The sequence below is a fragment of the Planobispora rosea genome (assembly GCF_014648175.1).
Classification (GTDB): domain Bacteria; phylum Actinomycetota; class Actinomycetes; order Streptosporangiales; family Streptosporangiaceae; genus Planobispora; species Planobispora rosea.
Genome location: NZ_BMQP01000001.1, coordinates 166,608 through 188,725, shown reverse-complemented (window position 1 = coordinate 188,725; position 22,118 = coordinate 166,608). Strand labels below are relative to the sequence as shown.

Sequence of the window (22,118 nt, the reverse complement as noted above, 5' to 3'; positions counted from 1 at the left end):
GGTCAGGAGGCGCGGGCGCGGAGGACCTCCAGGGCGCGGTCGGCGTGGATCTCCATGCTGGCCTCGTTGTGGATCACTTCGAGGATGCGGCGGTCGACGTCGATGACGAAGGTCACCCGGCGGGTGAGGAAGGGACCCACGGCGTAGCTGCGGCGGGCGCCGAGGGAGCGGGCGACGACACCGTCGGGGTCGGACAGCAGCGGGTAGCCCAGGCCGTAGGTGTCGGCGAAGCGCTTCTGCCGGGGCACGGCGTCGCGGCTGATGCCGACCGGGGTGGCCTTCAGCGCGGCGAACTCAGCGGCCAGGTCGCGGAAGCGGCAGCTCTCCAGCGTGCAGCCCGAGGTCATCGCGGCAGGGTAGAAGAACAGCACCACCGGCCCGTTCTCCAGGAGCTCGTTGAGCTTGCGCGGCGTCCCGGTCTCGTCGAGAAGCTCGAAGTCCTCGACCACATCCCCGACCGCGGCGGTTACTGCCATTTCAGACCCCTCCCGGTAGCCACGCAGAGGCCTCCGGCGGCCGCGGTCTGCGGCGGGACCGGAGGTCGATGTCAGTGGGACTCGTTCACGGCACGCCGCCTCGCCGTACGGTGGTGCGGGAAAACGTGCGGAACAGGCTCAAGGATGACGTGTCGGGATCAGTGGGGCAAGAGTTCCCCGGCGATCTCCCCCTCGAAGCCCTGCCCGTGGGGCGGAAACCGAGCTTGAGGGAGAGCTCTTCGGCACGGCCGTCCCACCTGGGCGTCAGGTGATCAGCGCCGCCATCGACCGCCATGGCGCGGCGTCGAAGATGAGGCTGATGGAGGTGATCCTGCCCGTCGGATCGAGGCGGAAGTGCTCGGCAGTGTGCTGGGTGCCGGCCGGGGTGGCGGTGTGGACGTCGTAGACGAGGGTGGCCTCCGCATCGCCGTACAACTCACTGATCATGTCGACGCCGGTGACCACCTGGACGAATCCCGGCAGCCCGGCCAGGTGGCCGGCCGGGTCGGTCGAGGTGATGAACGGGCTGCGGAAGGTGAACGGCTCCGCCAGGCAGGCGGCCGCGGCGGCCACGTCACCCCGGAACCTCGCCTCGTGATAGCCGCGGACGGTCTGCTCGGTGGTCATCGGGCTCCGTTCAGATGCTCGGCGAGCTTGTTCTGGTTGTCGGTCAGGCGCAGGCACAGATGGCGTAGCCGGCGCAGATCGTCGGGACTGAAGCCGCGGAAGAGCGCGGCCATGGCGGCCTGGGTCGGTCTCCTGAAGTTCTCGATCCATTCCCGTCCCGCAGGGGTGATCTCGGCCAGGACGGAACGCCGGTCGTGGGGGGCGGGTGCCCGCCGCACCAGGCCGTCGCGTTCGAGGGTGTCGACCAGTCCGGTGACGTTGCGGGAACTGACCCCCGCCGACTGGGCTAGGTCGCCGATGCTGACCGCGTGCTCGGAGGCGCTCAGCCGCAGCAGGATGTCCAGCGCCCCCGAGCTCAGCCCGCGCCCCTCGGCGCCGTGGGCGCGCATGCGCTCGACCGCGCGGAAGGCGATGCGGACGGCGGCGGCGGCCTCCAGCGCGAGGGTGTCCTCATTGCCGATGAAACGGGCCATGGCGGTCCTGGTCTCAGGATCGAAAAGCAGGCCGTCCATGTCCATCAAAGATTTAGATACTTCCTTCTCCATGAAGGGCTACTTTATTACGTACTTCCATAAATGAGAATCGGTACGGCGGACATGAGCCCGCCCGATCGGTGAGGGTGTAAGCCCCTGGATCGGGAATCCCTGCCGTCAGGGACGGTCCACGCGTGTACGGAGCCACTCCAGCGCGGTCCGGCCCTGGGCGGCCTGGAAGGCGCGGAGGGTGGGCAGGCCGGGCGGGGACGGCTGCCGGGACTGGCGCACGAAGTAGCCGGTGATCGCGGCCAGCACCGTGGTCACCGCCGCCGGGTCGGCCGCCCGCCCGAGCGGGTGGGCGGTGAAGACCTCCTCGGGCGGCGGGCCGCCCTGCATCCGCACGCTGGGCAGCATCTGCAGCAGGTCGAACCAGGCCGGGCCGGTGAACGCCCACGGCCAGTCGACGATCATCACCGCGTCGGCGGTGAGCAGCAGGTTGTCCGCCCGGATGTCACCGTGGACCAGGCTGTCGCCCCTGGCCGCCTCCTCCCAGCCCGCCTCCAGCTCCGCCAGCGCGTCCAGGTGGCGTGCGGCCCACGGGTCGAGCCCCGACAGGTCGTCCGCGCCCGTGTCGCGGGCCTCGGCCAGCCGCCGCCATCCCCGGAACTGCTCACCGAGATGTTCCTCCGCCGCCGGGGCGGGCACCGGGGACGGGGTCAGCGCGGCGGCCAGACCGCCCAGGGCCTCCAGCACGCGATCGAGTTCGTCGGCCCGCCACGGGTCGGCGGGCACCCGGCCGTCCACGTCCTCGAACAGCAGCGCCACCCAGCCCTCGGAGTCGAACGAGGCCAGCAGCCGCGGCGCGGGCACGTCCGCGGGGAGCGCGGCGGCGATCCGGGCCTCGTTCCGGTGGATCCCGGCGCTGAGCGGGTTGGGCTCGGGCCCCACGGCCTTGGCGAACGCGCGCCGCCCGTCGGTCAGCGTCAGCCGTACGGCGGCACCCGGCGAGAACCCGCCGTGCTGGGTCACCGCCTCGGCCACCGGCGCACCGAGATGCGTCTCGACGGCTCGGCGGATCTGTTCGGGCACGGCGTGCCAGGGAAGGCGCGCGCCGGTCGCGGGCACGTTCATCGCCCCATCCTGCAGGAGGCGGCGGACGGGGAGCGAGCGGATAACGGCGCCTCCCGCACGGAGGCCGTACGGTGTGCGGCGCCCCTCGCACGGACCGCCGCATCCGCAGCGGAGCCGCGTATCCGTCACCGGCGGCGCGACGGTCGGATATAACGGAGTATGGATGTCCCTCCTGCCCTCCATGACCTAGAGGTGCGGGTCCGCCACCTGCTGGCGCAGACCGGCTTCGGCGACGACCTCGCCGAGGCCGACGACGACCACGGGATGCGGGTGTATCCCGACCCCGCCGGAGGGCTCCGCGTCGTCTGGCGGCGTCCGGCCTCCGGCCTCACCCTGGACGGCACCGCCTCCTACCCGGGGATCCACGCCATGGTGCGGGAAGCCGTGATCAGCGTGCTGACCGGCGCCGGGCACCGGGTCGAGCACACCGACGGCGTCGTCCGCGTCCTCGCCTGAGCGCCGCGGAAGGCGGATCAGTCAGACAGACCAGCCCGCCGGGTTCGAGGACGAAGCCGCGCGCGCAGAGGAAGCGGAGGAGTCGCGGCGGTCAGAACACCGGGATGATGTCCTCGGGGTCGAGGAAGTCCACCTCGACGCCCTCGATGTCCAGCTCCGGGATCGCCGGGAACTCGATGCCCCAGCGTTCCACGATCGCGCGGACCCGGGCCATGGCCACCCGCCAGTTCTCGGCCTGCTCCTCGTACGACAGCACCCCCAGCCCGCCGTCGCGGGCGTGGTCCATCAGCACGCGGTGGTTGTGCAGGAAGTACGGCGGCAGCTCCCAGAAGCCCCCCGGCGGCTCCCACAGGATCATGGAGAGGAAGACGAACCCGGCGCGGAGCTGGCGGGTGATGAGGGAGCGGGTGTCATCGGTGAGGCCGGGCCATTCGTTCTCCAGGATGGTCATGCAGATCTGCAGGTGGCGGGACTCGTCCCGGCCGATGCGCTGGAACATCTCGCTGAAGACCGGGTGCCGCGTGCCTCCGGCCATGCCGCGGAAGAGGGTGGAGGCGGCCATCTCGCCCATCATGAAGCTGGTGAACAGCACCGGCAGCGTGTACTTGCCGACGGCGGTGGTGTAGCCGTTCCAGTAGCGGCCGCCGTTGTGGTAGAGCCAGCCGATGTTGTTGTGTGCCGCCTTCTCCAGATCGGTCTCGGGAGTCCAGTTCAGCGGGCCGCCCGGCCAGAGTTTGGCGATGGTCCGCTGGCAGCACTCCTCGTGGTTCATCTCGTCGCGGGTGATCGAGAAGAAGCACTTCCTGACCGGGTCCTCCTCGTGCTTCTCGAAGGCCTGGATGGTGGCGCGAGCGAAGACGGCCGGGCCGGAGGCGTCGAAGTTGGCCAGGACCGAGAACCAGTACATGATGCCCAGGCGCTGCTCGACGGTGAAGTCGGCCGGATCGAGGCCGTCCCAGGGCAGATCGGCCGGGTTCCAGAGCATGCGCTTGGACTTCTCGTAGATGGCCGCGAGCTTCTCGGTCTCCACGCGCCACTCCATCGGGTAGATGTTGGGCTGCGGGATCTCCGGAGCCGGCCAGAAACCGCCCTCGGGAATGGTCAGGTCCGCCATGTCTGCACCCCTTTTGTGACACCGATAGCTCACACACTGCTCCTCGATGTCACATCTTTCAAGAGCGGGCGCGCTGCGTCATGGCGACACACGCCAGTACGGCGAACGCCCCCGCGACCGTGACCGGCCCGAAGCGCTCGCCGAGCAGGAGCCAGGCCCACGACAGCGTCAGCAGCGGCTGGACGAGCTGGGTCTGCCCCGCGCGGGCGATCCCGCCCGTGGCCAGTCCGGCGTACCAGGGGATGAACCCGAGGAACATGGAGACCAGCCCGGCGTAGGCGAACCCGGCCAGGGAGGCCACGCCGGGCCGCACCTCGGTGGTCAGCGCCAGTACGGCGGTCGCCGGGACGGTGAGCGGCAGGGCCACGACCAGGGCGTACGAGATCACCCTCCAGCCGGGGGTCTCCCGGGCCAGGCGACCGCCCTCGGTGTACCCGGCGGCGGCCGAGACCAGGGCCGCCACCAGGAGCAGGTCGGCCCCGGTGACGTGGCCGCCGCCCCGGCTGAGGGTGAAGGCCGTGACGCAGACGGCGCCCAGACCGCAGGACACCCAGAACAGCGCCCGGGGCCGCTCCCCCGCCCGCAGGACGGCGCAGACCGCGGTGGCGGCGGGCAGCAGCCCGACGACCACCGCGGCGTGGGACGCGCTCGCCCCGGAGTCGAGGGCGAGGCCGCTGAAGACGGGGAAGCCGAAGACCACCCCGGCGACGATGACGAGGTACGACCCCAGCCGCTCCCGGGGAGGCAGCAGCGGCGCCCGGGCGACCGCCAGGAAGACCAGAGCTATGGCACCGGCCAGTACGGCCCGCCCGATCGCCACCAGGTACGGGTCGAACCCCTCCATCGCGAACACCGTCGCGGGGAACGACCCCGAGAACGCCAGCACCCCGAGACTCGCCAGCGCCGTCCCCCGCCACGCCGCTCTCCGCCGGACCGCCCCTCGCCGCACCGCTCGCCGTTCCGTCCTCCCCACTGCCGGAGAACCTTCGTCAGGGTGCGGAGCGGAATCCGAGGCCGGGGCCGATGGCGCCGGAGCGGGGCGGCGGGGAAGACCGGGCGCGGAAGCGGGCCGGAGATCCGCTATCCGGCCCGTCACAGTAGCGCTATCGTTATCTCTCATGAATGACGATAGCAGTATCGTCCGATTGGCGGCCATCCTCCGCGAGGAGACCGAGCGGCTCCGGCCCGGCGACCGCCTCCCCTCCAGCCGGGAGATCATCCGGTTGCACGGCGTCAGCCCGGTGACCGTCTCCCGTGCCCTCGGGCGGCTGGCGGCCGAGGGCCGGGTGGTGACCCGGCCGGGGAGCGGGACCTACGTCGCCCACCGTCCGGCCCGCGCCGACGGCCCCGCCGACTTCTCCTGGCAGACGGTCGCGCTGGGCGACCGGGTGGTGGACGACACCGGCGTGAGCGGCCTGCTCACACCCCCGCCCGACGGCGTCGTCCCCCTCACCGGCGGCTATCTCAACCCGGCCCTGCGCCCGTCCAAGGCGCTCAACGCCGCCGCTACGCGCGCCCTGCGCCGCCCCGACGTCTGGGCGCTCCCGCCGCTCACCGGCCTGACGGAACTGCGCGGATGGTTCGCCCGGGAGGCCGGGGGCGACATCACGCCCTCCGACGTCCTCGTGGTCAGCGGCGGGCAGTCGGCCCTCACCCACGCCCTCCGCGCCCTCGCCGCTCCCGGCACTCCCGTGCTCGTCGAGACTCCCGCCTACCCCGGCGCGCTCGCCGCCGCGCGGGCCGCCGGGCTCCGGGCGACCGCCGTACCGATGGACCGGGACGGGGTGCGGCCCGAACTCCTCGCCGAGGCCTTCGCCGTCACCGGCGCCCGGGTCTTCCTCTGCCAGCCGACCCTGCACAACCCGACCGGCGCGACGCTCACGCGCGAGCGCCGCGAGCAGGTGCTCGCGGTGGCGCGGGCGGCGGGGGCGTTCGTGATCGAGGACGACTACGCGCGCTACTTCACGAGCGCGCCCGTCCCCCCGCCGCTCGTCGCCCTCGACGCCCACGGCACCGTGGTCCACGTCAACTCCCTGAGCAAGGTGCTGGCCCCGAGCATGCGCGTCGCCGGGGTGATCGCCCGGGGACCGGCCGCCCACCGGATCCGGGCGAGCCGCCTGGTGGACTCGTTCTTCGTCGCCAGACCGCTCCAGGAGACGGCGCTGGAGTTCGTCAGCTCCGGCGCGTGGCCACGGCACCTGTCCGCGCTCGGCACCGAGCTGACGGCCCGCAGGAACGCCCTGGCCGCCGCCGTCACCGCCCGCGTGCCCGCCGCGGACATCCACCTCGTCCCCCGGGGCGGCCTGCACCTGTGGGTACGGCTCCCGCAGGACCTCGACGAGGAGACCGTGGTCGAGGAGGCGCGCCGCCAGGGGGTCCTGGTGAGCCCGGGGCGGATCTACTATCCCGCCGAGCCGCCCGGCCCCCGGATCCGTCTCACCCACGTGGCGGCGGCCCACCTTCCCGAGCTGGCCGAGGGGGTCAGACGGCTGGCACTGGCCGTCGAGCGGGTGAACTCCACTGCGGGAGCACCGTCGAACCCCGTGTGAAGGCGTCGAGACGAGAGCAACCTCCTACTCGCGTACAGTGGTCACGAAGAGGTGGTCCATCCTGATGATCAGCCCTGCCGCCCTGGTGTGCGACTTCGTCAACAGCTACGACGTCGAGAGCGGCACCGACGCGATCCCCTCTCCCGCCGCCCTCGTCGCGTGGCTGGGCAGGCGCGGTCTCACCGGCCCCGACGACACCGCGAGCGCGGCGGACCTCGCCACAGCCGTCGATCTGCGCGAGGGGCTGCGCGCCGCCCTCCGCCTCCACCACGGCCGCGGCCCCGGCGGCGGCCCCGGCGGTGAAGGGAACGCAACCGGCGGGAACACAGCCGACGGAAACGGAGACGGCGGAAACGGCGCGGCCGACGAGCTGCGCTTCTCCCGCGCGCTCGACCGGCTGCCGCTCACGCTCACACTGACCGGTGAGACCCCCGCCCTGGAACCGGCGGTGACGGGAGCCCTCGCCGGACTGGCCAGGATCGCCGCCGCCGTGATGGCGGTCCACGCCGAGGGGAACTGGCCCCGGCTGAAGGTGTGCACCGAGAGCACCTGCCAGTGGGCGTTCCTCGACTCCTCCAAAAACCGTTCGCGTTCCTGGTGCTCGATGAAGGTCTGCGGTAACCGCACCAAGACCAGGGCATACCGGGCGCGACGTCAGTCGGAGACGAGTTCGCGTCATCTGGGAGCCAGATTCCCCGATACGGTGTAACTGCCTGCCTCACGGGTCCACCCGCCTGACGCCCGCTCGCGCGGAACGGGCCCATGGGCAGCGTGTCCTGGCGGTGTACGGCAGATAAGGAGCGGGCCGAGATGGCAGACGTAGGCGTGCGGGCGGCTCGGCACGATGATGTCGACGCGGTGACGGGCACCCAGATCCGCGCCTGGCGGCACGGCTACCGGGAGTTCCTGCCCGAGGGACCGCTGGAGCAGATGACCGGCCCGGCCGCCGAACACATGTGGCGGCGGCAGTGGGACGAGGCGATCGTCTCCCCGCCGACCTCCCGGCACCGCGTGCTTGTCGCGGTGGAGCAGGTCGTCCTCGACACCGACGCGTTCCCCGCGCTCGGTCCCGGCGGTATCGAGGCCCTGGCCGCGATGCAGGGCGCGGAGCGCGTGGTCGGACTGGCCTCCCACGCCCCCGCCGAGGACCCCGATCTCGACCCCACCGTCGCGTCCGAGCTGCTCACCTTCCTGGTGGACCCCGACTACATCCGGCGCGGCCACGGCAGCCGCCTGCTCAACGCCACGGTCGACTACCTGCGCGAGGACGGCTACCGGACCATCGTGACCTGGGTGTTCGCCGACAACCACCCGCTGCTCGGGTTCCTGGAGTCGGCGGGCTGGGGCGAGGACGGGGCCGAGCGGGTCCTCGACATGGGCCGGCCGGTACGGATGATCCGCCTGGCCACCGACATCAGCTAGCAGCGGCCGCCCCGGCTCCGGGGGACCGGAAAGACCCTGTCCCCGACGGATCCGGGACCGCTTTCCGGACCCCCGAGAGGAAGACCGCAACGCCATGGCCACCCCGAGCCAGTGGATCGCCGGTGCCCGCCCGCGCACCCTGCCCGCCGCCGTCGTCCCCGTCGCCGTCGGCACCGGCGTCGCCATCGGGTACGGCGGGGCGGTGTGGTGGCGGGCGCTGCTCGCCCTGTTCGTGGCGCTCGCCCTGCAGATCGGCGTGAACTACGCCAACGACTACAGCGACGGCGTGCGCGGCACCGACGACAACCGGGTCGGCCCGATGCGCCTGGTCGGATCGGGGGCCGCCGCCCCGCGGCAGGTGCTGGCCGCGGCGCTGGGCTGCTTCCTGGCCGCCGCGCTGGCCGGTCTGGTCCTGGTCGTGGCGACCCGGGCGTGGTGGATGCTGGCGGTCGGCGCGGCGGCGATCGCCGCGGCCTGGTTCTACACCGGCGGCTCCCGCCCGTACGGCTACCGCGCGATGGGCGAGATCTCGGTCTTCGTCTTCTTCGGCCTGGTCGCGGTCACCGGCACCACGTTCGTCCAGCTGGAGCGGGTGCCCTGGACCGCGGTGGCCGCCGCCGTCCCGGTCGGGCTGCTGGCCTGCGCGATGCTGGTGATCAACAACCTGCGGGACATCGTGACCGACGGCCCGGCGGGCAAGCGCACCATGGCCGTCCTCCTCGGCGACAGCCGTACCCGCACGCTCTACGCCCTCTGCCTGATCCTGCCGCTCGTCATCGCCCCCGCCCTGGCCCCCTGGCACCCGTTCGCGGCGCTCGGCGTGCTCGCCGCGCCGCTGGCGATCGACCCGGTCCGGGCGGTCCGGGCGGGCGCCGTCGGTCCGGCGCTGATCACCACGCTCCAGCAGACCGGCCGCCTGCAGATGGTCTTCGGCCTGCTGTTCACCGTCGGCCTGGCCCTTTAGAGCCGCCCGCGGCCACCCGTGCCGAGGCCGGCGGCGACCGGTCACCGGGGCCGTGACGCCCGGCGCCCGTCACAGGAGGCGGCGCATCACCACGCGGGGTGCGAGCTCGATGCCCAGCTCCCGCTCGTGGTCCACCAGTGCGGCCAGCTCCGGCCCCCACTCGGCCGGATCGAGCACGGTGAAACCGCGCCGCGCGTACCACGGCCCGTTCCACGGGACGTCGCGGAAGGTGGTGAGCGTGACGGCCCGCGCCCCGACCGCCGCCGCGTGCGCGCACAGCGCCTCCACCAGGCGCCCGCCGACGCCCCGCCGTCCGTGGTCCGGGTGGACCGCGAGCTGGTCGAGGTGAACGTTCCCATCGACCCAGCCGAACAGGGCGAACCCTGCCGGCGGGTCCCCGGCGACGAGCACCCGGGACGGATCGCCGACTTCCTCGATCATCGTCGTGCCCGCCGGGAAGACGATCCCCACCTGGGAGAACACCCCGTCGGCCGCGACCTCGACCGCCACCAGCCCCGGCAGCTCCGCCGCCTCGGCCCAGCGGACCTCAGTCGAAGTCGAAGATGGAGTGCTTGTCATAGAAATGGAGGATATAGCGGCATCGCGTGCAGATCATCAGGGTTACCCGGTGGGAGGTGACCCCCCACCGGCTGTCCAACCGGCCGTGCTCCTGCTGGAACTCCGCGTTGCCGCAGAGCGGGCAGACGAGTTCGGGACGCTCCATATTTCCAGGACGAGCGACCCGTCCCGGGAGTTCCGCCCCTCAGAGGTCGAGCAGGTGCTCCAGCCCGATGGTCAGGCCCGGGACCTCCCGGACCCGGCGCACGCCCAGCAGCACACCCGGCGTGAACGACGCCCGGTTCATGGTGTCGTGCCGGATGGTGAGGATCTCCCCGTCACCGCCCAGGATCACCTCCTGGTGCGCGATCAGCCCGGCCAGCCGTACGGCGTGCACGTGGACGCCGTCCACGTCCGCGCCGCGCGCACCCTCCAGCGCCGAACTCGTCGCGTCGGGCATCGCGGCCATCCCGGCCTTGCGCCGCGCCTCGGCGACCAGCTCGGCCGTACGGCGGGCGGTCCCGGAGGGCGCGTCCGCCTTGTTCGGGTGGTGCAGCTCGACGATCTCGACGGAGTCGAAGTAGCGGGCGGCCTGCTGGGCGAAGTGCATCATCAGCACGGCGGCGATGCCGAAGTTCGGCGCGATCAGCGCGTTGACCCCGGGGTTGGCGTCCAGCCAGCCGCGTACCGCGGCGAGCCGGTCGGCGTCGAAGCCGGTCGTGCCGACCACGGGGTGGATGCCGTGCTCGACGCACCAGCGCATGTTGTCCATGACCACGTCAGGGTGGGTGAAGTCGACCACCACCTCGGCGCCGTCCAGCCGCTCGATCGGGTCGTCACTGTTGACGGCCGCGACCAGCTCCAGGTCGTCCGCCGCCTCGACGGCCCTGCACACTTCCACGCCGACGCGCCCGCGGGCGCCGAGAACCCCTACCCTGATCACGCGCCCCAGGGTATACCGTCCGCGGTTGACGGTACGGGGCGCACCCGGGCAAGGAGCCGGCGCCGGTACGGCTGTGGTCAGCCGTACGGCTTGACCCTCTGGAGGAGGGCCGGTAACGTCTCCCTCCCCTGGCGACGCCTTCGGAGCTGCGGGGTGGGGTCCGCCCACCGGTTCTCTGGAGGCTTCCGTGCCCCGTGGTTCACCGTTCCGGCACCGCGACTTCCGGCTTCTTCTCCTCGGACAGATCACAAGCCAGCTCGGCACCCAGGTCAGCAGTGTGGCGATCCCGCTGCTGGCCGTCGTGACCCTCCAGGCGTCACCGCTGCAACTCGGCCTCGTCACCGCGTCGGGAACGATCGCGTTCGCACTGATCGGCCTGCCGGCCGGTGCGTGGGTCGACCGTTGGCGCCGCCGGCCGATCCTCATCACGAGTGACCTGGTGCGTGCCGGTCTCCTGACGACGATCCCTCTGGCAGCGCTGCTCGGGAACCTGACCATTGCGCAGCTGGTGCTCGTATCGTTGCTGACCGGCATCGCCAGGGTCTTCTTCGATGTCGGCTACCAGAGCTATATCCCGTCCGTCACCGGGAAGGGCGACGTGCTCGCCGGGAACTCGGCGATGGAGACCGTCCGCGCTCTCGGCCAGGCAGCCGGGCCGGGACTCGGGGGCTGGTCGGTCACGCTGTGGGGAGCCGCGAACGTCGTGCTGATCCAGTCCGCCGCGTTCGTCGCATCCGCCGCGTCACTTCTCGCGATCAGGACGCGTGAGCCGGATGCGGTGCGTCCCCCGCGGCAGACGCGGCTCGCGGCGGAGATCGAGGAGGGCCTGGTCTTCGTCGCGCGGACCAGGGTTCTTCGCGCCACCGCCCTCACCAGCACCGCCTGCAATTCCTCCTTCGCCATGGCTTCGGCGGTGAGCTTCATCTTCATGGTCCGTGAGATCGGTCTGTCCGCCGCCGCGGTCGGGATCGTTCTCTCGCTCGGCGCGCTCACCGCCATGCTCGGTGCCGCCCTCACGCCTCGCCTGGCCCGGCGCGTCGGCTCGGCCAGGATCGTCTGGCTGTCTCTGGCCGTCACCGGCCCCGTCACGCTGCTCGGTCCCCTGGCTCAGCCGGGCGGGCTCGCCGGTCTGATCGTGCTCGGTACGGCCGCCGGCGAGCTGGGGCAGATCATCTATGCGATCACCAACGTCAGCCTGCGTCAACGGCTGTGTCCCGAACGGATGCTCGGCAGGACCAACGCCACCATGCGCTTTCTCATGATGGGTCTGTTCCCTCTCGGTGCCCTGCTCGGGGGAGCTCTCGGAGAGTTGATCGGGCTGCGGCCGACGCTCTGTCTGGCCTCCATGATCATTGTTCTGTCCCCGCTACCGGTCTGCACGGCCCTCCGTACCGTGCGCGATGTCGAGGACATACCGCCCTGGCGCCTTCCTTGCGACAGATCACCGTTTGGCTGAGCCTGTCGGTGACGGCCGGTGACCGCTCCGGCCCGGCCTTTGTCCGATGGGCGCAGCTACGGCGGCCCGCCCTGCGCTCCTTTCCGACAGGGTGGCCGCGGGCGACGGCGCCCGGCTCCGAACAGTCCCGCGTTCACGCTTCAGCCGCGGCGAGATCACCGGGCGGCCGGAGAGTCACCCGCCTACGGCCCGCACCCGGTACGGCGGAGCGCGAGGAGTGCGGAGCGGGCGGGTTGGCCGGCCGGCGTAAGACCGTGCCAGGACCCCGCGCGCCCGCCAGGCCGGAGGCCTGAGATACCAGACAGCAACCCCGACGGCCGGCCGGACGATCCGCCCGCACAGCACGACCATGACCCCGGCAGAAGACCCCACCGCAACACGAGGCCACGACATCTCCCCTGCCCCGGACCCGCCCAGCCCGGGTTGCGCGCCGTACCGGCGCCGGTACGGCGCGACCCGTGACGTCAGACGGACAGTGCCCGGCTGAAGTCCTTGTCCTCGTAGGGGCCGATGACCGCGAGGGTCAGAGGGCGGGTGAAGATGTCGCGGGCGATCTCGGTGATCTCCTCGGGGGTGACCGCTTCGATCCGCGCCAGGACCTCGTCGACCGAGAGCAGTTCGTCGTAGACGAGCTCGCCCTTGCCGATCCGGGACATGCGGGAGCCGGTGTCCTCCAGGCCGAGGACGAGGCCGCCGCGCATCTGGCCCTTGCCGCGGACGATCTCGTCCTCGGTGATGCCCTCGGCGACCACCCGCAGGATCTCCTCGCGGCAGATCTCCAGCACGTCGTCGATCTTGGAGGGCAGGCAGCCGGCGTAGATGCCGAACTGACCGGTGTCGGCGTACTGGGAGGTGTAGCTGTACGTCGAGTAGGCCAGGCCGCGCTTCTCCCGGATCTCCTGGAACAGGCGCGACGACATGCCGCCGCCGAGCGCCGCGTTGAGCACGCCGAGGGCGAAGCGGCGGTCGTCGGTGCGGGTGATGCCGGTCGTGCCGAGGACCAGGTTGGCCTGCTCGGTCGGGCGGTGCAGCACCCGGATGCCGGAGCGGGTCTCGACGCCCTCGCCGGTCACGCGCGGCGGGATCGGCGTGGCGTTCCCGCCCAGCGCCCCGGCCCGCTCGTAGGCGGCGGCGACCAGTTCCACCACCTGCTCGTGGGTGACGTTGCCCGCCACCGACACCACCGTGCGGGTGGGCAGGTAGTAGGTCCGGTAGTACTCGGCGATCCGGTCGCGGTCGATCGCGTTGATCGACTCCACCGTGCCGAGGATCGGCCTGCCGATGGGCGTGTCGCCGTACAGCTCCGCGGAGAACTGCTCGTGCACGACGTCCGACGGGTCGTCGTCGTGCATGGCGATCTCCTCGAGGATCACGCCGCGCTCGGCCTCGACGTCGTCGGAGGTGATGAGCGAGGAGGTCACCACGTCGGCGAGCACGTCGATCGCCACCTGCAGGTCCTCGTCGAGGACCCGCGCGTAGTAGCAGGTGTACTCCTTGGCGGTGAAGGCGTTGATCTCACCGCCGATGCCCTCGATCGCCGCGGAGATCTCCAGGGCGTCCCGCGTGGGGGTTCCCTTGAACAGCAGGTGCTCAAGGAAGTGGGAGGCCCCCATGTGCTCGGGGGCCTCGTCCCTCGATCCGATGCCGACCCACATGCCGACCGCGACGGATCGCACGGTCGGCATGGATTCGGTCACCACCCGGAGCCCACCGGGGAGGACGGTGCGCTGCACGACCCCGGCGCCGTCCTTGCCGGGGTGCAGAGTGGTGGTCATCACGAGTTGCGGTCTTCTCCCCCACGGTTGCCGCCGCTGCTGCGGGTCCGAACGCGGGTGCGACGGGGCTTGTCCTCGGCGGGCTTGTCCTCGGCGGAGGCGGCGGAGGCGGAGGTGGGGGCGGCGGGAGCGGCGTCCGACTCGCCCGACTCGGGGGTGCCGGCCTCGCCCTTGGCCTCGGCCTCCTTCTCGATGACCTCGACCGGGACGAGCGAGAGCTTGCCGCGGGAGTCGATCTCGGCGATCTCCACCTGGATCTTCTCGCCGACGTTCATGACGTCCTCGACGTTCTCGATGCGCTTGCCGCCGTGCAGCTTGCGGATCTGGGAGACGTGCAGCAGGCCGTCCTTGCCCGGCATGAGGGAGATGAACGCGCCGAAGGCGGCGAGCTTGACGACCGTGCCCAGGTAGCGCTCGCCGACCTCCGGCATGTGCGGGTTGGCGATGGCGTTGATGGCCGAACGCGCCGCCTCGGCGGACGGGCCGTCGGTGGCGCCGATGTAGATGGTGCCGTCGTCCTCGATCGTGATCTCGGCGCCGGTGTCGTCCTGGATCTGGTTGATCATCTTGCCCTTCGGGCCGATGACCTCGCCGATCTTGTCGACCGGGACCTTGATCGTGATGATGCGCGGGGCGGTGACGTTCATCTCCGCCGGGGAGTCGATGGCCTCCTGCATCACGTCGATGATGGCCAGACGGGCGCCCTTGGCCTGCTTCAGCGCGGCGGCCAGGACCGAGGCGGGGATGCCGTCGAGCTTGGTGTCGAGCTGCAGGGCGGTGATGAGGTCCCGGGTGCCGGCGACCTTGAAGTCCATGTCGCCCATGGCGTCCTCGGCGCCGAGGATGTCGGTCAGCGTGACGTACTGGTCGCCCTCGTTGATCAGGCCCATCGCGATGCCCGCGACGATGCCCTTCAGCGGCACGCCCGCGTCCAGCAGCGACATCGTGCTGGCGCAGACCGAGCCCATCGAGGTGGAGCCGTTGGAGCCGAGAGCCTCCGACACCTGGCGGATCGCGTAGGGGAACTCCTCGCGGGTGGGCAGGACCGGCAGGAGCGCCCGCTCGGCGAGCGCGCCGTGGCCGATCTCCCGGCGCTTGGGAGAGCCCACCCGGCCGGTCTCACCGGTGGAGTAGGGCGGGAAGTTGTAGTTGTGCATGTAGCGCTTGGTGCGCTCGGGGTTCAGCGTGTCGATCATCTGCTCCATGCGGAGCATGTTGAGCGTGGTGATGCCCAGGATCTGGGTCTCGCCGCGCTCGAACAGGGCCGAGCCGTGGACCCGGGGCACCACGTGGACCTCGGCGGTCAGCTGGCGGATGTCCTTGGCGCCGCGGCCGTCGATGCGCACGCCCTCGTTGATGACGCGCTCGCGCATGAGCTTCTTGGTCAGCGAGCGGAAGGCGGCGCCGACCTCCTTCTCGCGGCCCTCGAAGTCGGGGGCGACCTTCTCGGCGGCCAGGGTCTTGACCCGGTCGAGCTCGGCCTCGCGCTCCTGCTTGCCGGCGATGGTCAGCGCGGCGGCCAGCTCGGTCTTGACCGCGCCGGTCACGGCCTCCAGGACGTCGTCCTGGTAGTCGAGGAAGACGGGGTACTCGGCGGTCTCCTTGGCGGCGACCTGGGCGAGCTTGGACTGCGCGTCGCACAGCACCTTGATGAACCGCTTGGAGGCCTCCAGGCCCTCGGCCACGGTCTCCTCGGTCGGCGCGACCGCGCCCTCGGCGACGAGCTTGAGCGTGTCGCGGGTGGACTCGGCCTCGACCATCATGATCGCGACGTCGCCGTCCTCCAGGACGCGACCGGCCACGACCATGTCGAAGGTGGCGTTCTCCAGCTCCGAGTGGGTCGGGAAGGCGATCCACTGGCCCTCGATCAGCGCGACGCGCACGCCGCCGATCGGGCCGGAGAAGGGCAGCCCGGCGAGCTGGGTGGACAGGGACGCGGCGTTGATCGCGACCACGTCGTAGAGGTGGTCGGGGTTGAGCGCCATGATCGTGGCGACGACCTGGATCTCGTTGCGCAGGCCCTTGACGAACGACGGGCGCAGCGGCCGGTCGATCAGGCGGCAGGTGAGGATGGCGTCCTCGGAGGGACGGCCCTCACGGCGGAAGAACGAGCCGGGGATGCGGCCCGCGGCGTACATCCGCTCCTCGACGTCCACCGTCAGGGGGAAGAAGTCGAGGTTCTCCTTGGGGGACTTGGACGCGGTGGTCGCGGACAGGACCATCGTCTCGTCGTCCAGGTAGGCGACGGCGGAACCCGCCGCCTGGCGCGCGAGCCGGCCGGTCTCGAACCGGACGGTGCGCGTGCCGAAAGAGCCGTTGTCGATGACGGCTTCACTGCTGTGGACACCCTCCACGGGGGACCTCCTTGTGGTCGGTCACCCGCGTCCGCCCGGACACGCGTGTCGTGCCAGGGTCGTCTTTGTTGCCGCTTCCCCGTAGGTGCAGCGCCGGTCTTCGATCGAAGCGCCCGGTTCGTGTGTACGGCATGCGCCGTGATGACCGGGGGCCACTACCGAGGACCGGCCCTCCGACGCCGTGGGGCGCGTTTGCTTGCGGACGCGGGGGCACTTTCTCGGCTATTCAGTTTGCTCGCAGGAACAGGTTCCCAGGGCGCGACGCGCCGGAACGTTCCCCACGAGACGGGGGAGCGGCGTGAACGCCACTCCCCCGTCATGTTATCGGCGCAGACCCAGTCGCTCGATAAGCGAACGGTAACGCTGGATGTCCTTGCTCTGCAGGTACTTGAGCAGGCGACGGCGACGGCCGACCAGCAGCAGCAGGCCGCGCTGGCTGTGGAAGTCGTGCTTGTTGCGCTTCATGTGCTCGGTGAGCTCACTGATGCGCTTGCTGAGCAGCGCGATCTGCACCTCGGGCGAGCCGGTGTCGGCATCGCTCTTGGCGTACTCACTGATGATCTGCTTCTTGGCGGCGCTGTCGAGCGACACGTCTCTCCTTGAACATCTACGGGCACACGTTGATTCGGGAAAAGGCCCGAGCGACCGTGTGTGCCTACAGTCGCCGTGGCGGGGTCAGCACCCGGGGGTGACGTCACCACCGGTTACAGAGCTGACATGCCAGACTACCATCGGCCGTCACCTGCTCGCACACTCCACGACCCGGCCGCCCACGATCACGGTCTCGGCACGGACCTCGGGGATGCGCCCGGCCGGGATCCCGAAGAGATCCTCGGAGAGGATCACCAGGTCGGCGAGCTTGCCCACGGTCAGGGAGCCGCGGTCGTGGTCGCAGAAGTTGGCGTAGGCGGAACCGAGCGTGTAGGCCCGGATGGCGGTCTCCAGGTCGACCGCCTCCTCCGGCACCCAGGCGGGCCCGCCCGCCAGGCCGCGCCGGGTGACGGCGGTGTAGATGCCGATCATGGGATCCATCTCGGCGACGTTCCAGTCGCTGGAGAACGCCAGCACGGCTCCCGCCTCGTGCAGCGAGCGCATCGGCCACGCCTTGGCCCACCGGCCCGGCCCCACGGCCTCGGCCCAGTCGTGGCCGGGGCCGGCGATGTCGGGCGAGCAGTGCCGGGGCTGCATGCACGCGACGACGCCCAGCTCGGCGAAGCGCGGCACGTCCGCCGGGTCGAGGCACTCGACGTGGACGATCTGGTGCCTGGCGTCCCGGGGGCCGTTCACCTTCCGGGCGTGCTCGACGGCGTCCAGCACGGTGCGGATGCCCCGGTCGCCGGTGGCGTGCACGAACGCCTGGAAGCCCGCCGCGTCCAGCTCGGCCAGCAGCTGCGCGAACTCCTCCGGGTCGTAGAAGGTCTCCCCCCGGTGCGCGTGCCCGCAGTACGGCTCCAGCAGCGCCGCCGTGTGCGGCTCCACCACGTCGTCGATGTAGAGCTTGAGCGGCCCGGCCCGCAGCCACTCGTCCCCGCCCCGGGCCGCGGCGGCGAAGTCCGCCAGCTCGGCGCCGCTCGTGCCCCGGGGGTGGAACAGCGCGGCGATCACCCGCGACCGGAGCCGTCCCTCGGCCCGGGCCCGCTCGAACAGCGCCAGGTCGTCCAGCGAGTTCTGCGGCTCGACGATCGTGGTGATGCCGTAGCGGGTGGCCGTGTCGAGGCTGGCCAGCAGCCGGGGGTACTGCCGCTCGGCGCTCGCCCACGGCACGCCCAGCCCGGCGAGGGCGCGCTGGCCCTCCCGGGACAGCCCGCGCACCGCGAACTCGGTGACGAACCCGGTCGGCTCGCCCGCCTCGTCGGTCTCGGCCACGCCGTACGGCAGGTCGGTGTGGTCGCGGTCGATGCCCAGCTCGCGCAGACCGGCCGTGTTCAGCCACATGGTGTGCACGTCGTAGCCGAACACGAAGGCGGGCAGGCCCTCGGTGAGCGGGTCCAGGTCGGCGGCGCGCGGCATCCGGCCGCCGGGGATCGCGGAGTAGTCGAAGCCCTCGCACTCGATCCACCGGGCGTGCGGGTTGGCCGCCCGCCACGCGGCGATCCGCCGGCCGATCTCCGCCAGGGAGCCCGCCCCGGCGAGCTGGACGCACGCGTCGTCCGAGCCGAGCCGTACGTGGTTGTGGGCGTCGACGAAGCCGGGCAGGACCAGCCGCCCGCCCGCGTCGATCACCTCGGCGCCCTCCGGGCGGGAGGCGTCGTCGCCGACCCAGGTGATCCGTCCGTCCCGTACGGCCAGCGCCTGCGCCCGGGGCAGCGCCGGGTCCACGGTGTGGATCCGGGCGTTGCGTACGATCAGGTCGTTCACCGGCCGTCCCCCGGGGAGGCCGTCTCCTCCGGGGTCTCCACGACCCAGCGGTCGGCGGCGCGGGGGCGCAGGTAGAAGACGTAGTAGACGGCGCAGACCGCGACGATGGCGCCGGCGACGGCCAGGTCCTTCAGCTCCTGCTCGGCCAGGGCGTACAGCAGGGCGGCGATCACCGCGACCGGGACCGCCGGCCAGAGCGGCATCCGCCAGGCCGCGGCCCTGCGGTACCCGCCGGTCCGGGCGCGGAGGGCGGCGACCGCGATGAGCAGGGAGACCAGCGTCAGGATGACGGAGGTCACGCCGAGCAGGCCCTCGATGTCGAACAGGGCCGCCATCAGCGCGCCGGGCAGGCCGATGGCCAGCGTGCTCACCCAGGGCGAGCCCCACCTGGGGTGGAGCCGGGTCAGAGCCCGGTTGACCGGCGCGGGCCACGCCCGGTCGCGGCCGGAGGCGAAGATGACGCGGCCGTTCTGCAACGCCATGACCAGCACCGCGTTGAGGATCGCGATCGCGATGCTCAGGTTGATCACGGCGGCGAAGCCGGGGCTGGTCCAGGCCCGCACGTAGTCGGGGAAGGTGCCGTTGACCAGGTCGTCGAGTGAGCCGACGCCGAGCACCGCGGCGGCCGTGGGAACGATGATGATCACTCCGGCCAGGCCGAGCGCCCAGAAGACGGTGCGGGGGACGTTGCGGCGCGGGTTCTTGATCTCCTCGGTGAGGTAGACGGCCGAGCCGAAGCCGTTGAAGGAGAACATCGTGACCGTCAGGCCGGCCATCAGAATCCCCACGGAGAAGGCCGACAACCCGCCCTGCCCGTCCGGCACCACCGGGGAGACCAGCACCGACACGTCGCGCTGGGAGTTGAGGAACCCGAAACCGGCGACCAAGGCGGCGGCGACGATCTCGACGGCGAGGAAGACGCCGGTGATGAAGGCGTTGGAGCGGACGTCGAGCACGGCGAACAGCGTGGCCAGCAGCATGACGGCCGCCCCGGCGAGCGCGCGGTCCACGGTGAACAGGTCCGACAGGTAGTCGGCGGTGCCCAGCGCGATGATCGGCGGGATGACGATGAGGAGGGAGGCGGAGAGCCCGAAGGTGATCCAGCCGCCGAACCGGCCGAGCAGCGTGGTCACCATGGCGTACTCACCGCCGGAGCTCGGCGCGAGCGTGCCCAGCTCGGCGTAGCAGAACGCGATCCCGATCGAGACCGCCAGGCCCGCGACGAGCGCGATCACCGCGCCGCTCCCCTGCCCGGCCAGCACCTCGGGGACGATGATGAACAGCGACGAGGTGGGGGTGATGCAGGACAGGGTCAGCATGACCGCGCCGAACAGGCCGAGGACCCGCGGCAGGGACGGAGCCGCCTGCGGCGCGAGTGTGGATTGGTCGAGCACGGGGGCTCCTCATACGACTCATACGACGATCATTTTGAATGGCGTTCAAAATTTTGAATGTCATTCAAAATGCACTGTCGTAGAGTTCACCGTCAAGAGTCCTTGATGACCCGTTACCGGAACGAGGCGACATGGCACGCGGTCAGGCGCGCGGCACGGTCCGGCGGCGGCTGGAGCGCCCGCGCGAGCGGATGCTCGAAGCCGCGATGGAGGCGATCGCCGAGTACGGCCCGGCCGAGATGACGATGGCCGAGCTCGCCCGGAGGCTGGGCACCAGCGGCGGTCACGTCCTGTACTACTTCGGCAGCAAGGACCAGGTCCTGCTGGAGACGCTGCGCTGGAGCGAGGAGAAGCACGTCCCGGGCCGGGCGGCGCTGCTGGCGGCGGGCGGGAGCGCGACGGACCGGATCCCCGCCTTCGTGGAGCTCTACCTGCCCGAGGGCGCGGCCGACCCCCGCTGGCTGCTCTGGGTGCACGTCTGGGGCCGCACCCTGGCGGTGCCCGAGCTGCGCGACACCCAGGTGGAGCTCGACCTGGCCTGGCACCGCGACCTGGTCGCCCTGCTGGAGCAGGGCATGCGCGCCGGCGAGTTCGCCCCGGTGGACCCGGAGGACTTCTCCGTACGGCTGCGCGCCATGCTGGACGGGTTCAGCACCCAGATCGTGATCGGCGTCCCCGGCGTCACCCGGGAGGGCTCGATCGCCCACGCGACGGCCTACGCCCGCCAGGCCCTCCTGCCTCCCCCGGCCTGATCTCCCACGGAGCCGCCGCACTGGCGTGCAGGCAGCGCCGATGGACGTGACCACGGCGAAACGGCTGGAGCACATCCGGGGGATCCTCGACCCGGGGAAGGTCGACGGGCCGCCCAAGCTGCTGCTGTTCTCCCGTTCGGGATTCACCCCGGAACTGCGTGGTCTCGCACAGGGCCGGGACGACGTCGAGCTGATCGGCCTGGAGCGTCTCTACGTCGGAAGCTGAGATCCTGTACGGCCCCGCATCGATCCTGTACGGCCCCGCGCCCCCGTGCCCCCGTACCCCCGTGCCCCCGAGTCCGCCGGGTCCACCGATCAGGAGGTGAGGCGGCGGGTCTCGGCGACGTCGGCGTTCATCTGCTCGACCAGCGCCTCGATCGAGTCGAACTTCGTGTTGCCGCGCAGCCGGTGGCCGAAGTCGACGGCCACGTGCGCGCCGTACAGGTCGAGGTCGTCGCGGTCCAGCGCGTAGGCCTCGACGGTGCGGTCCACGCCCTCGAAGGTCGGGTTGGTGCCCACGGAGATGGCCGCGGGCCAGCGCTCGCCGTCGTAGACCGCCGGCAGGTTGCCGGTCGGGATGCCCTGGAGCCAGCCCGCGTAGACGCCGTCGGCGGGGATCGCGGTGAACTCCGGCGACTCGACGTTGGCGGTCGGGAAGCCCAGCTGACGTCCGCGCTGGTAGCCCCGGACCACCACGCCCTCCACCCGGTGCGGACGGCCCAGCGCGGCGGTGACGGCCTCGATCTCCCCGGCGGCCAGCAGTTCGCGGATCCGCGTGGAGGAGATGGCCTCCCCGTTGCTCACCAGCGGCACGCCCTCGGCCTCGAAGTCGTACTTCTCCCCGAGGGTCCGCAGCGTCTCGACGTCGCCGGCGGCCTTGTGGCCGAAGCGGAAGTTCTCCCCCACCACGACCCCGGCCGCGTGCAACCGGTCGACCAGCACCGTCTGGACGAACTCGTCGGGGCTCATCCGGGAGAACTCAAGGGTGAACGGGAGCACGCAGACCGCGTCCACGCCGAGGGAGGCCAGCAGCTCGGTGCGGTGCCGGGCCGTGGTCAGGCGTGGCGGGTGCGTGCCCGGCTTGACGACCTCCTCCGGATGCGGGTCGAACGTCACGACCACCGAGGGCAGCCCAAGCCGCTGCGCCATCGTCACCGCGCGCGCCACCATCTGCTGGTGCCCGGTGTGGACGCCGTCGAAGACGCCGATCGTGATGACGGACCTGCCCCAGTCCCCGGGCACGTCGTCCAGTCCGTGCCAGCCTCGCACCACGTGAGCCTCTTCCCTCGTGACGGATCCACCTTGAAACGCCC

23 protein-coding genes are annotated in these 22,118 nt (G+C 71.5%); 8 read left to right on the top strand and 15 right to left on the bottom strand.

Features of this window, described 5'->3' with window-relative positions; genetic code table 11:
- Positions 1 to 2 precede the first annotated feature (2 nt).
- The 4 genes from IEZ08_RS00815 to IEZ08_RS00800 form a co-directional block, all read right to left on the bottom strand.
- Entirely contained in the window at positions 3 to 476 is a 474-nt protein-coding gene (locus IEZ08_RS00815; RefSeq protein WP_068921976.1) for a peroxiredoxin, read from the bottom strand.
- A gap of 264 nt (positions 477 to 740) precedes the next feature.
- Entirely contained in the window at positions 741 to 1,103 is a 363-nt protein-coding gene (locus IEZ08_RS00810; RefSeq protein WP_189241451.1) for a hypothetical protein, read from the bottom strand.
- Positions 1,100 to 1,615 carry a MarR family winged helix-turn-helix transcriptional regulator gene (locus IEZ08_RS00805; protein WP_203863205.1) on the bottom strand — a complete coding sequence of 172 codons (516 nt, stop codon included), beginning with the start codon at positions 1,613 to 1,615 and terminating at the stop codon, positions 1,100 to 1,102. Before IEZ08_RS00805 ends, IEZ08_RS00810 begins: the two co-directional genes overlap by 4 nt.
- A 138-nt stretch (positions 1,616 to 1,753) precedes the next feature.
- The gene (locus tag IEZ08_RS00800) at positions 1,754 to 2,710 is read right to left on the bottom strand and encodes a phosphotransferase family protein (RefSeq protein WP_068921973.1); all 957 of its coding nucleotides are present in this window, start codon (positions 2,708 to 2,710) and stop codon (positions 1,754 to 1,756) included.
- Between the two features lie 159 nt (positions 2,711 to 2,869).
- On the opposite strand from IEZ08_RS00800, the gene IEZ08_RS00795 reads away from it, so the two are divergent.
- Entirely contained in the window at positions 2,870 to 3,166 is a 297-nt protein-coding gene (locus tag IEZ08_RS00795) for a hypothetical protein (RefSeq protein ID WP_141703687.1), read from the top strand.
- A 91-nt stretch (positions 3,167 to 3,257) separates the two neighbouring features.
- Here the strand turns inward: IEZ08_RS00795 and IEZ08_RS00790 are convergent, their stop codons facing one another.
- Positions 3,258 to 4,280 (bottom strand): hypothetical protein, encoded by a 1,023-nt coding sequence (locus IEZ08_RS00790; RefSeq protein ID WP_068921971.1) that lies wholly within the window; start codon positions 4,278 to 4,280, stop codon positions 3,258 to 3,260.
- A gap of 58 nt (positions 4,281 to 4,338) precedes the next feature.
- Positions 4,339 to 5,229, bottom strand: a complete 891-nt coding sequence (locus tag IEZ08_RS00785; RefSeq protein ID WP_229802826.1) for a DMT family transporter — start codon at positions 5,227 to 5,229, stop codon at positions 4,339 to 4,341.
- 187 nt (positions 5,230 to 5,416) lie between these two features.
- Between IEZ08_RS00785 and IEZ08_RS00780 the strand changes: the two genes are divergently transcribed.
- The 4 genes from IEZ08_RS00780 (at position 5,417) to IEZ08_RS00765 (ending at position 9,215) form a co-directional block, all read left to right on the top strand.
- A complete protein-coding gene (locus IEZ08_RS00780; RefSeq protein WP_229802852.1) occupies positions 5,417 to 6,829 on the top strand; it encodes an aminotransferase-like domain-containing protein in 1,413 nt (470 codons plus the stop codon).
- A 64-nt stretch (positions 6,830 to 6,893) separates the two neighbouring features.
- Positions 6,894 to 7,538: a CGNR zinc finger domain-containing protein gene (locus IEZ08_RS00775; protein ID WP_068928493.1), complete on the top strand. Its 645-nt coding sequence runs from the start codon at positions 6,894 to 6,896 to the stop codon at positions 7,536 to 7,538.
- A 101-nt stretch (positions 7,539 to 7,639) separates the two neighbouring features.
- Entirely contained in the window at positions 7,640 to 8,251 is a 612-nt protein-coding gene (locus IEZ08_RS00770; protein ID WP_068921969.1) for a GNAT family N-acetyltransferase, read from the top strand.
- A gap of 94 nt (positions 8,252 to 8,345) precedes the next feature.
- Entirely contained in the window at positions 8,346 to 9,215 is an 870-nt protein-coding gene (locus tag IEZ08_RS00765) for a 1,4-dihydroxy-2-naphthoate polyprenyltransferase (protein ID WP_068921968.1), read from the top strand.
- Positions 9,216 to 9,284: 69 nt separating this feature from the next.
- On the opposite strand, the gene IEZ08_RS00760 is transcribed toward IEZ08_RS00765, so the two are convergent.
- Genes IEZ08_RS00760 through dapB form a run of 3 tightly spaced genes read right to left on the bottom strand, consistent with a single transcriptional unit; the run spans position 9,285 to position 10,716 of the window.
- Positions 9,285 to 9,794 carry a GNAT family N-acetyltransferase gene (locus tag IEZ08_RS00760; RefSeq protein ID WP_068921967.1) on the bottom strand — a complete coding sequence of 170 codons (510 nt, stop codon included), beginning with the start codon at positions 9,792 to 9,794 and terminating at the stop codon, positions 9,285 to 9,287.
- Positions 9,763 to 9,939 carry a zinc ribbon domain-containing protein gene (locus IEZ08_RS00755; RefSeq protein WP_176728414.1) on the bottom strand — a complete coding sequence of 59 codons (177 nt, stop codon included), beginning with the start codon at positions 9,937 to 9,939 and terminating at the stop codon, positions 9,763 to 9,765. Before IEZ08_RS00755 ends, IEZ08_RS00760 begins: the two co-directional genes overlap by 32 nt.
- A 39-nt stretch (positions 9,940 to 9,978) precedes the next feature.
- Positions 9,979 to 10,716, bottom strand: a complete 738-nt coding sequence (gene dapB / locus IEZ08_RS00750; RefSeq protein ID WP_068921966.1) for a 4-hydroxy-tetrahydrodipicolinate reductase — start codon at positions 10,714 to 10,716, stop codon at positions 9,979 to 9,981.
- 187 nt (positions 10,717 to 10,903) lie between these two features.
- Here dapB and IEZ08_RS00745 point away from each other — a divergent pair, with 187 nt between their 5' ends.
- The gene (locus IEZ08_RS00745) at positions 10,904 to 12,172 is read left to right on the top strand and encodes an MFS transporter (protein ID WP_189241448.1); all 1,269 of its coding nucleotides are present in this window, start codon (positions 10,904 to 10,906) and stop codon (positions 12,170 to 12,172) included.
- A 464-nt stretch (positions 12,173 to 12,636) separates the two neighbouring features.
- On the opposite strand, the gene IEZ08_RS00740 is transcribed toward IEZ08_RS00745, so the two are convergent.
- The 5 genes from IEZ08_RS00740 to IEZ08_RS00720 all read right to left on the bottom strand — a co-directional run bounded on the left by IEZ08_RS00740 (position 12,637) and on the right by IEZ08_RS00720 (position 20,053).
- Positions 12,637 to 13,947: a M16 family metallopeptidase gene (locus tag IEZ08_RS00740; RefSeq protein WP_068921965.1), complete on the bottom strand. Its 1,311-nt coding sequence runs from the start codon at positions 13,945 to 13,947 to the stop codon at positions 12,637 to 12,639.
- Complete coding sequence (locus tag IEZ08_RS00735; protein ID WP_068921964.1) at positions 13,947 to 16,301, bottom strand: polyribonucleotide nucleotidyltransferase; 2,355 nt, start codon at positions 16,299 to 16,301, stop codon at positions 13,947 to 13,949. The genes IEZ08_RS00740 and IEZ08_RS00735 overlap by 1 nt, the downstream gene beginning before the upstream one ends.
- Positions 16,302 to 16,622: 321 nt before the next feature.
- Positions 16,623 to 16,892: a 30S ribosomal protein S15 gene (gene rpsO / locus IEZ08_RS00730; protein WP_068921963.1), complete on the bottom strand. Its 270-nt coding sequence runs from the start codon at positions 16,890 to 16,892 to the stop codon at positions 16,623 to 16,625.
- 147 nt (positions 16,893 to 17,039) lie between these two features.
- Entirely contained in the window at positions 17,040 to 18,659 is a 1,620-nt protein-coding gene (locus tag IEZ08_RS00725) for an amidohydrolase (RefSeq protein ID WP_068921962.1), read from the bottom strand.
- Positions 18,656 to 20,053, bottom strand: coding sequence for an APC family permease (locus IEZ08_RS00720; RefSeq protein WP_203863206.1), 1,398 nt, complete (start codon positions 20,051 to 20,053; stop codon positions 18,656 to 18,658). The genes IEZ08_RS00725 and IEZ08_RS00720 overlap by 4 nt, the downstream gene beginning before the upstream one ends.
- A gap of 131 nt (positions 20,054 to 20,184) precedes the next feature.
- Between IEZ08_RS00720 and IEZ08_RS00715 the strand changes: the two genes are divergently transcribed.
- Together IEZ08_RS00715 and IEZ08_RS00710 are read left to right on the top strand one after the other, a co-directional pair.
- Positions 20,185 to 20,805: a TetR/AcrR family transcriptional regulator gene (locus tag IEZ08_RS00715; protein ID WP_068921960.1), complete on the top strand. Its 621-nt coding sequence runs from the start codon at positions 20,185 to 20,187 to the stop codon at positions 20,803 to 20,805.
- A gap of 40 nt (positions 20,806 to 20,845) precedes the next feature.
- Positions 20,846 to 21,031 carry a hypothetical protein gene (locus IEZ08_RS00710; RefSeq protein ID WP_068921959.1) on the top strand — a complete coding sequence of 62 codons (186 nt, stop codon included), beginning with the start codon at positions 20,846 to 20,848 and terminating at the stop codon, positions 21,029 to 21,031.
- Between the two features lie 89 nt (positions 21,032 to 21,120).
- Here the strand turns inward: IEZ08_RS00710 and IEZ08_RS00705 are convergent, their stop codons facing one another.
- Positions 21,121 to 22,074: a bifunctional riboflavin kinase/FAD synthetase gene (locus IEZ08_RS00705; RefSeq protein ID WP_068928492.1), complete on the bottom strand. Its 954-nt coding sequence runs from the start codon at positions 22,072 to 22,074 to the stop codon at positions 21,121 to 21,123.
- Positions 22,075 to 22,118: the final 44 nt, after the last annotated feature.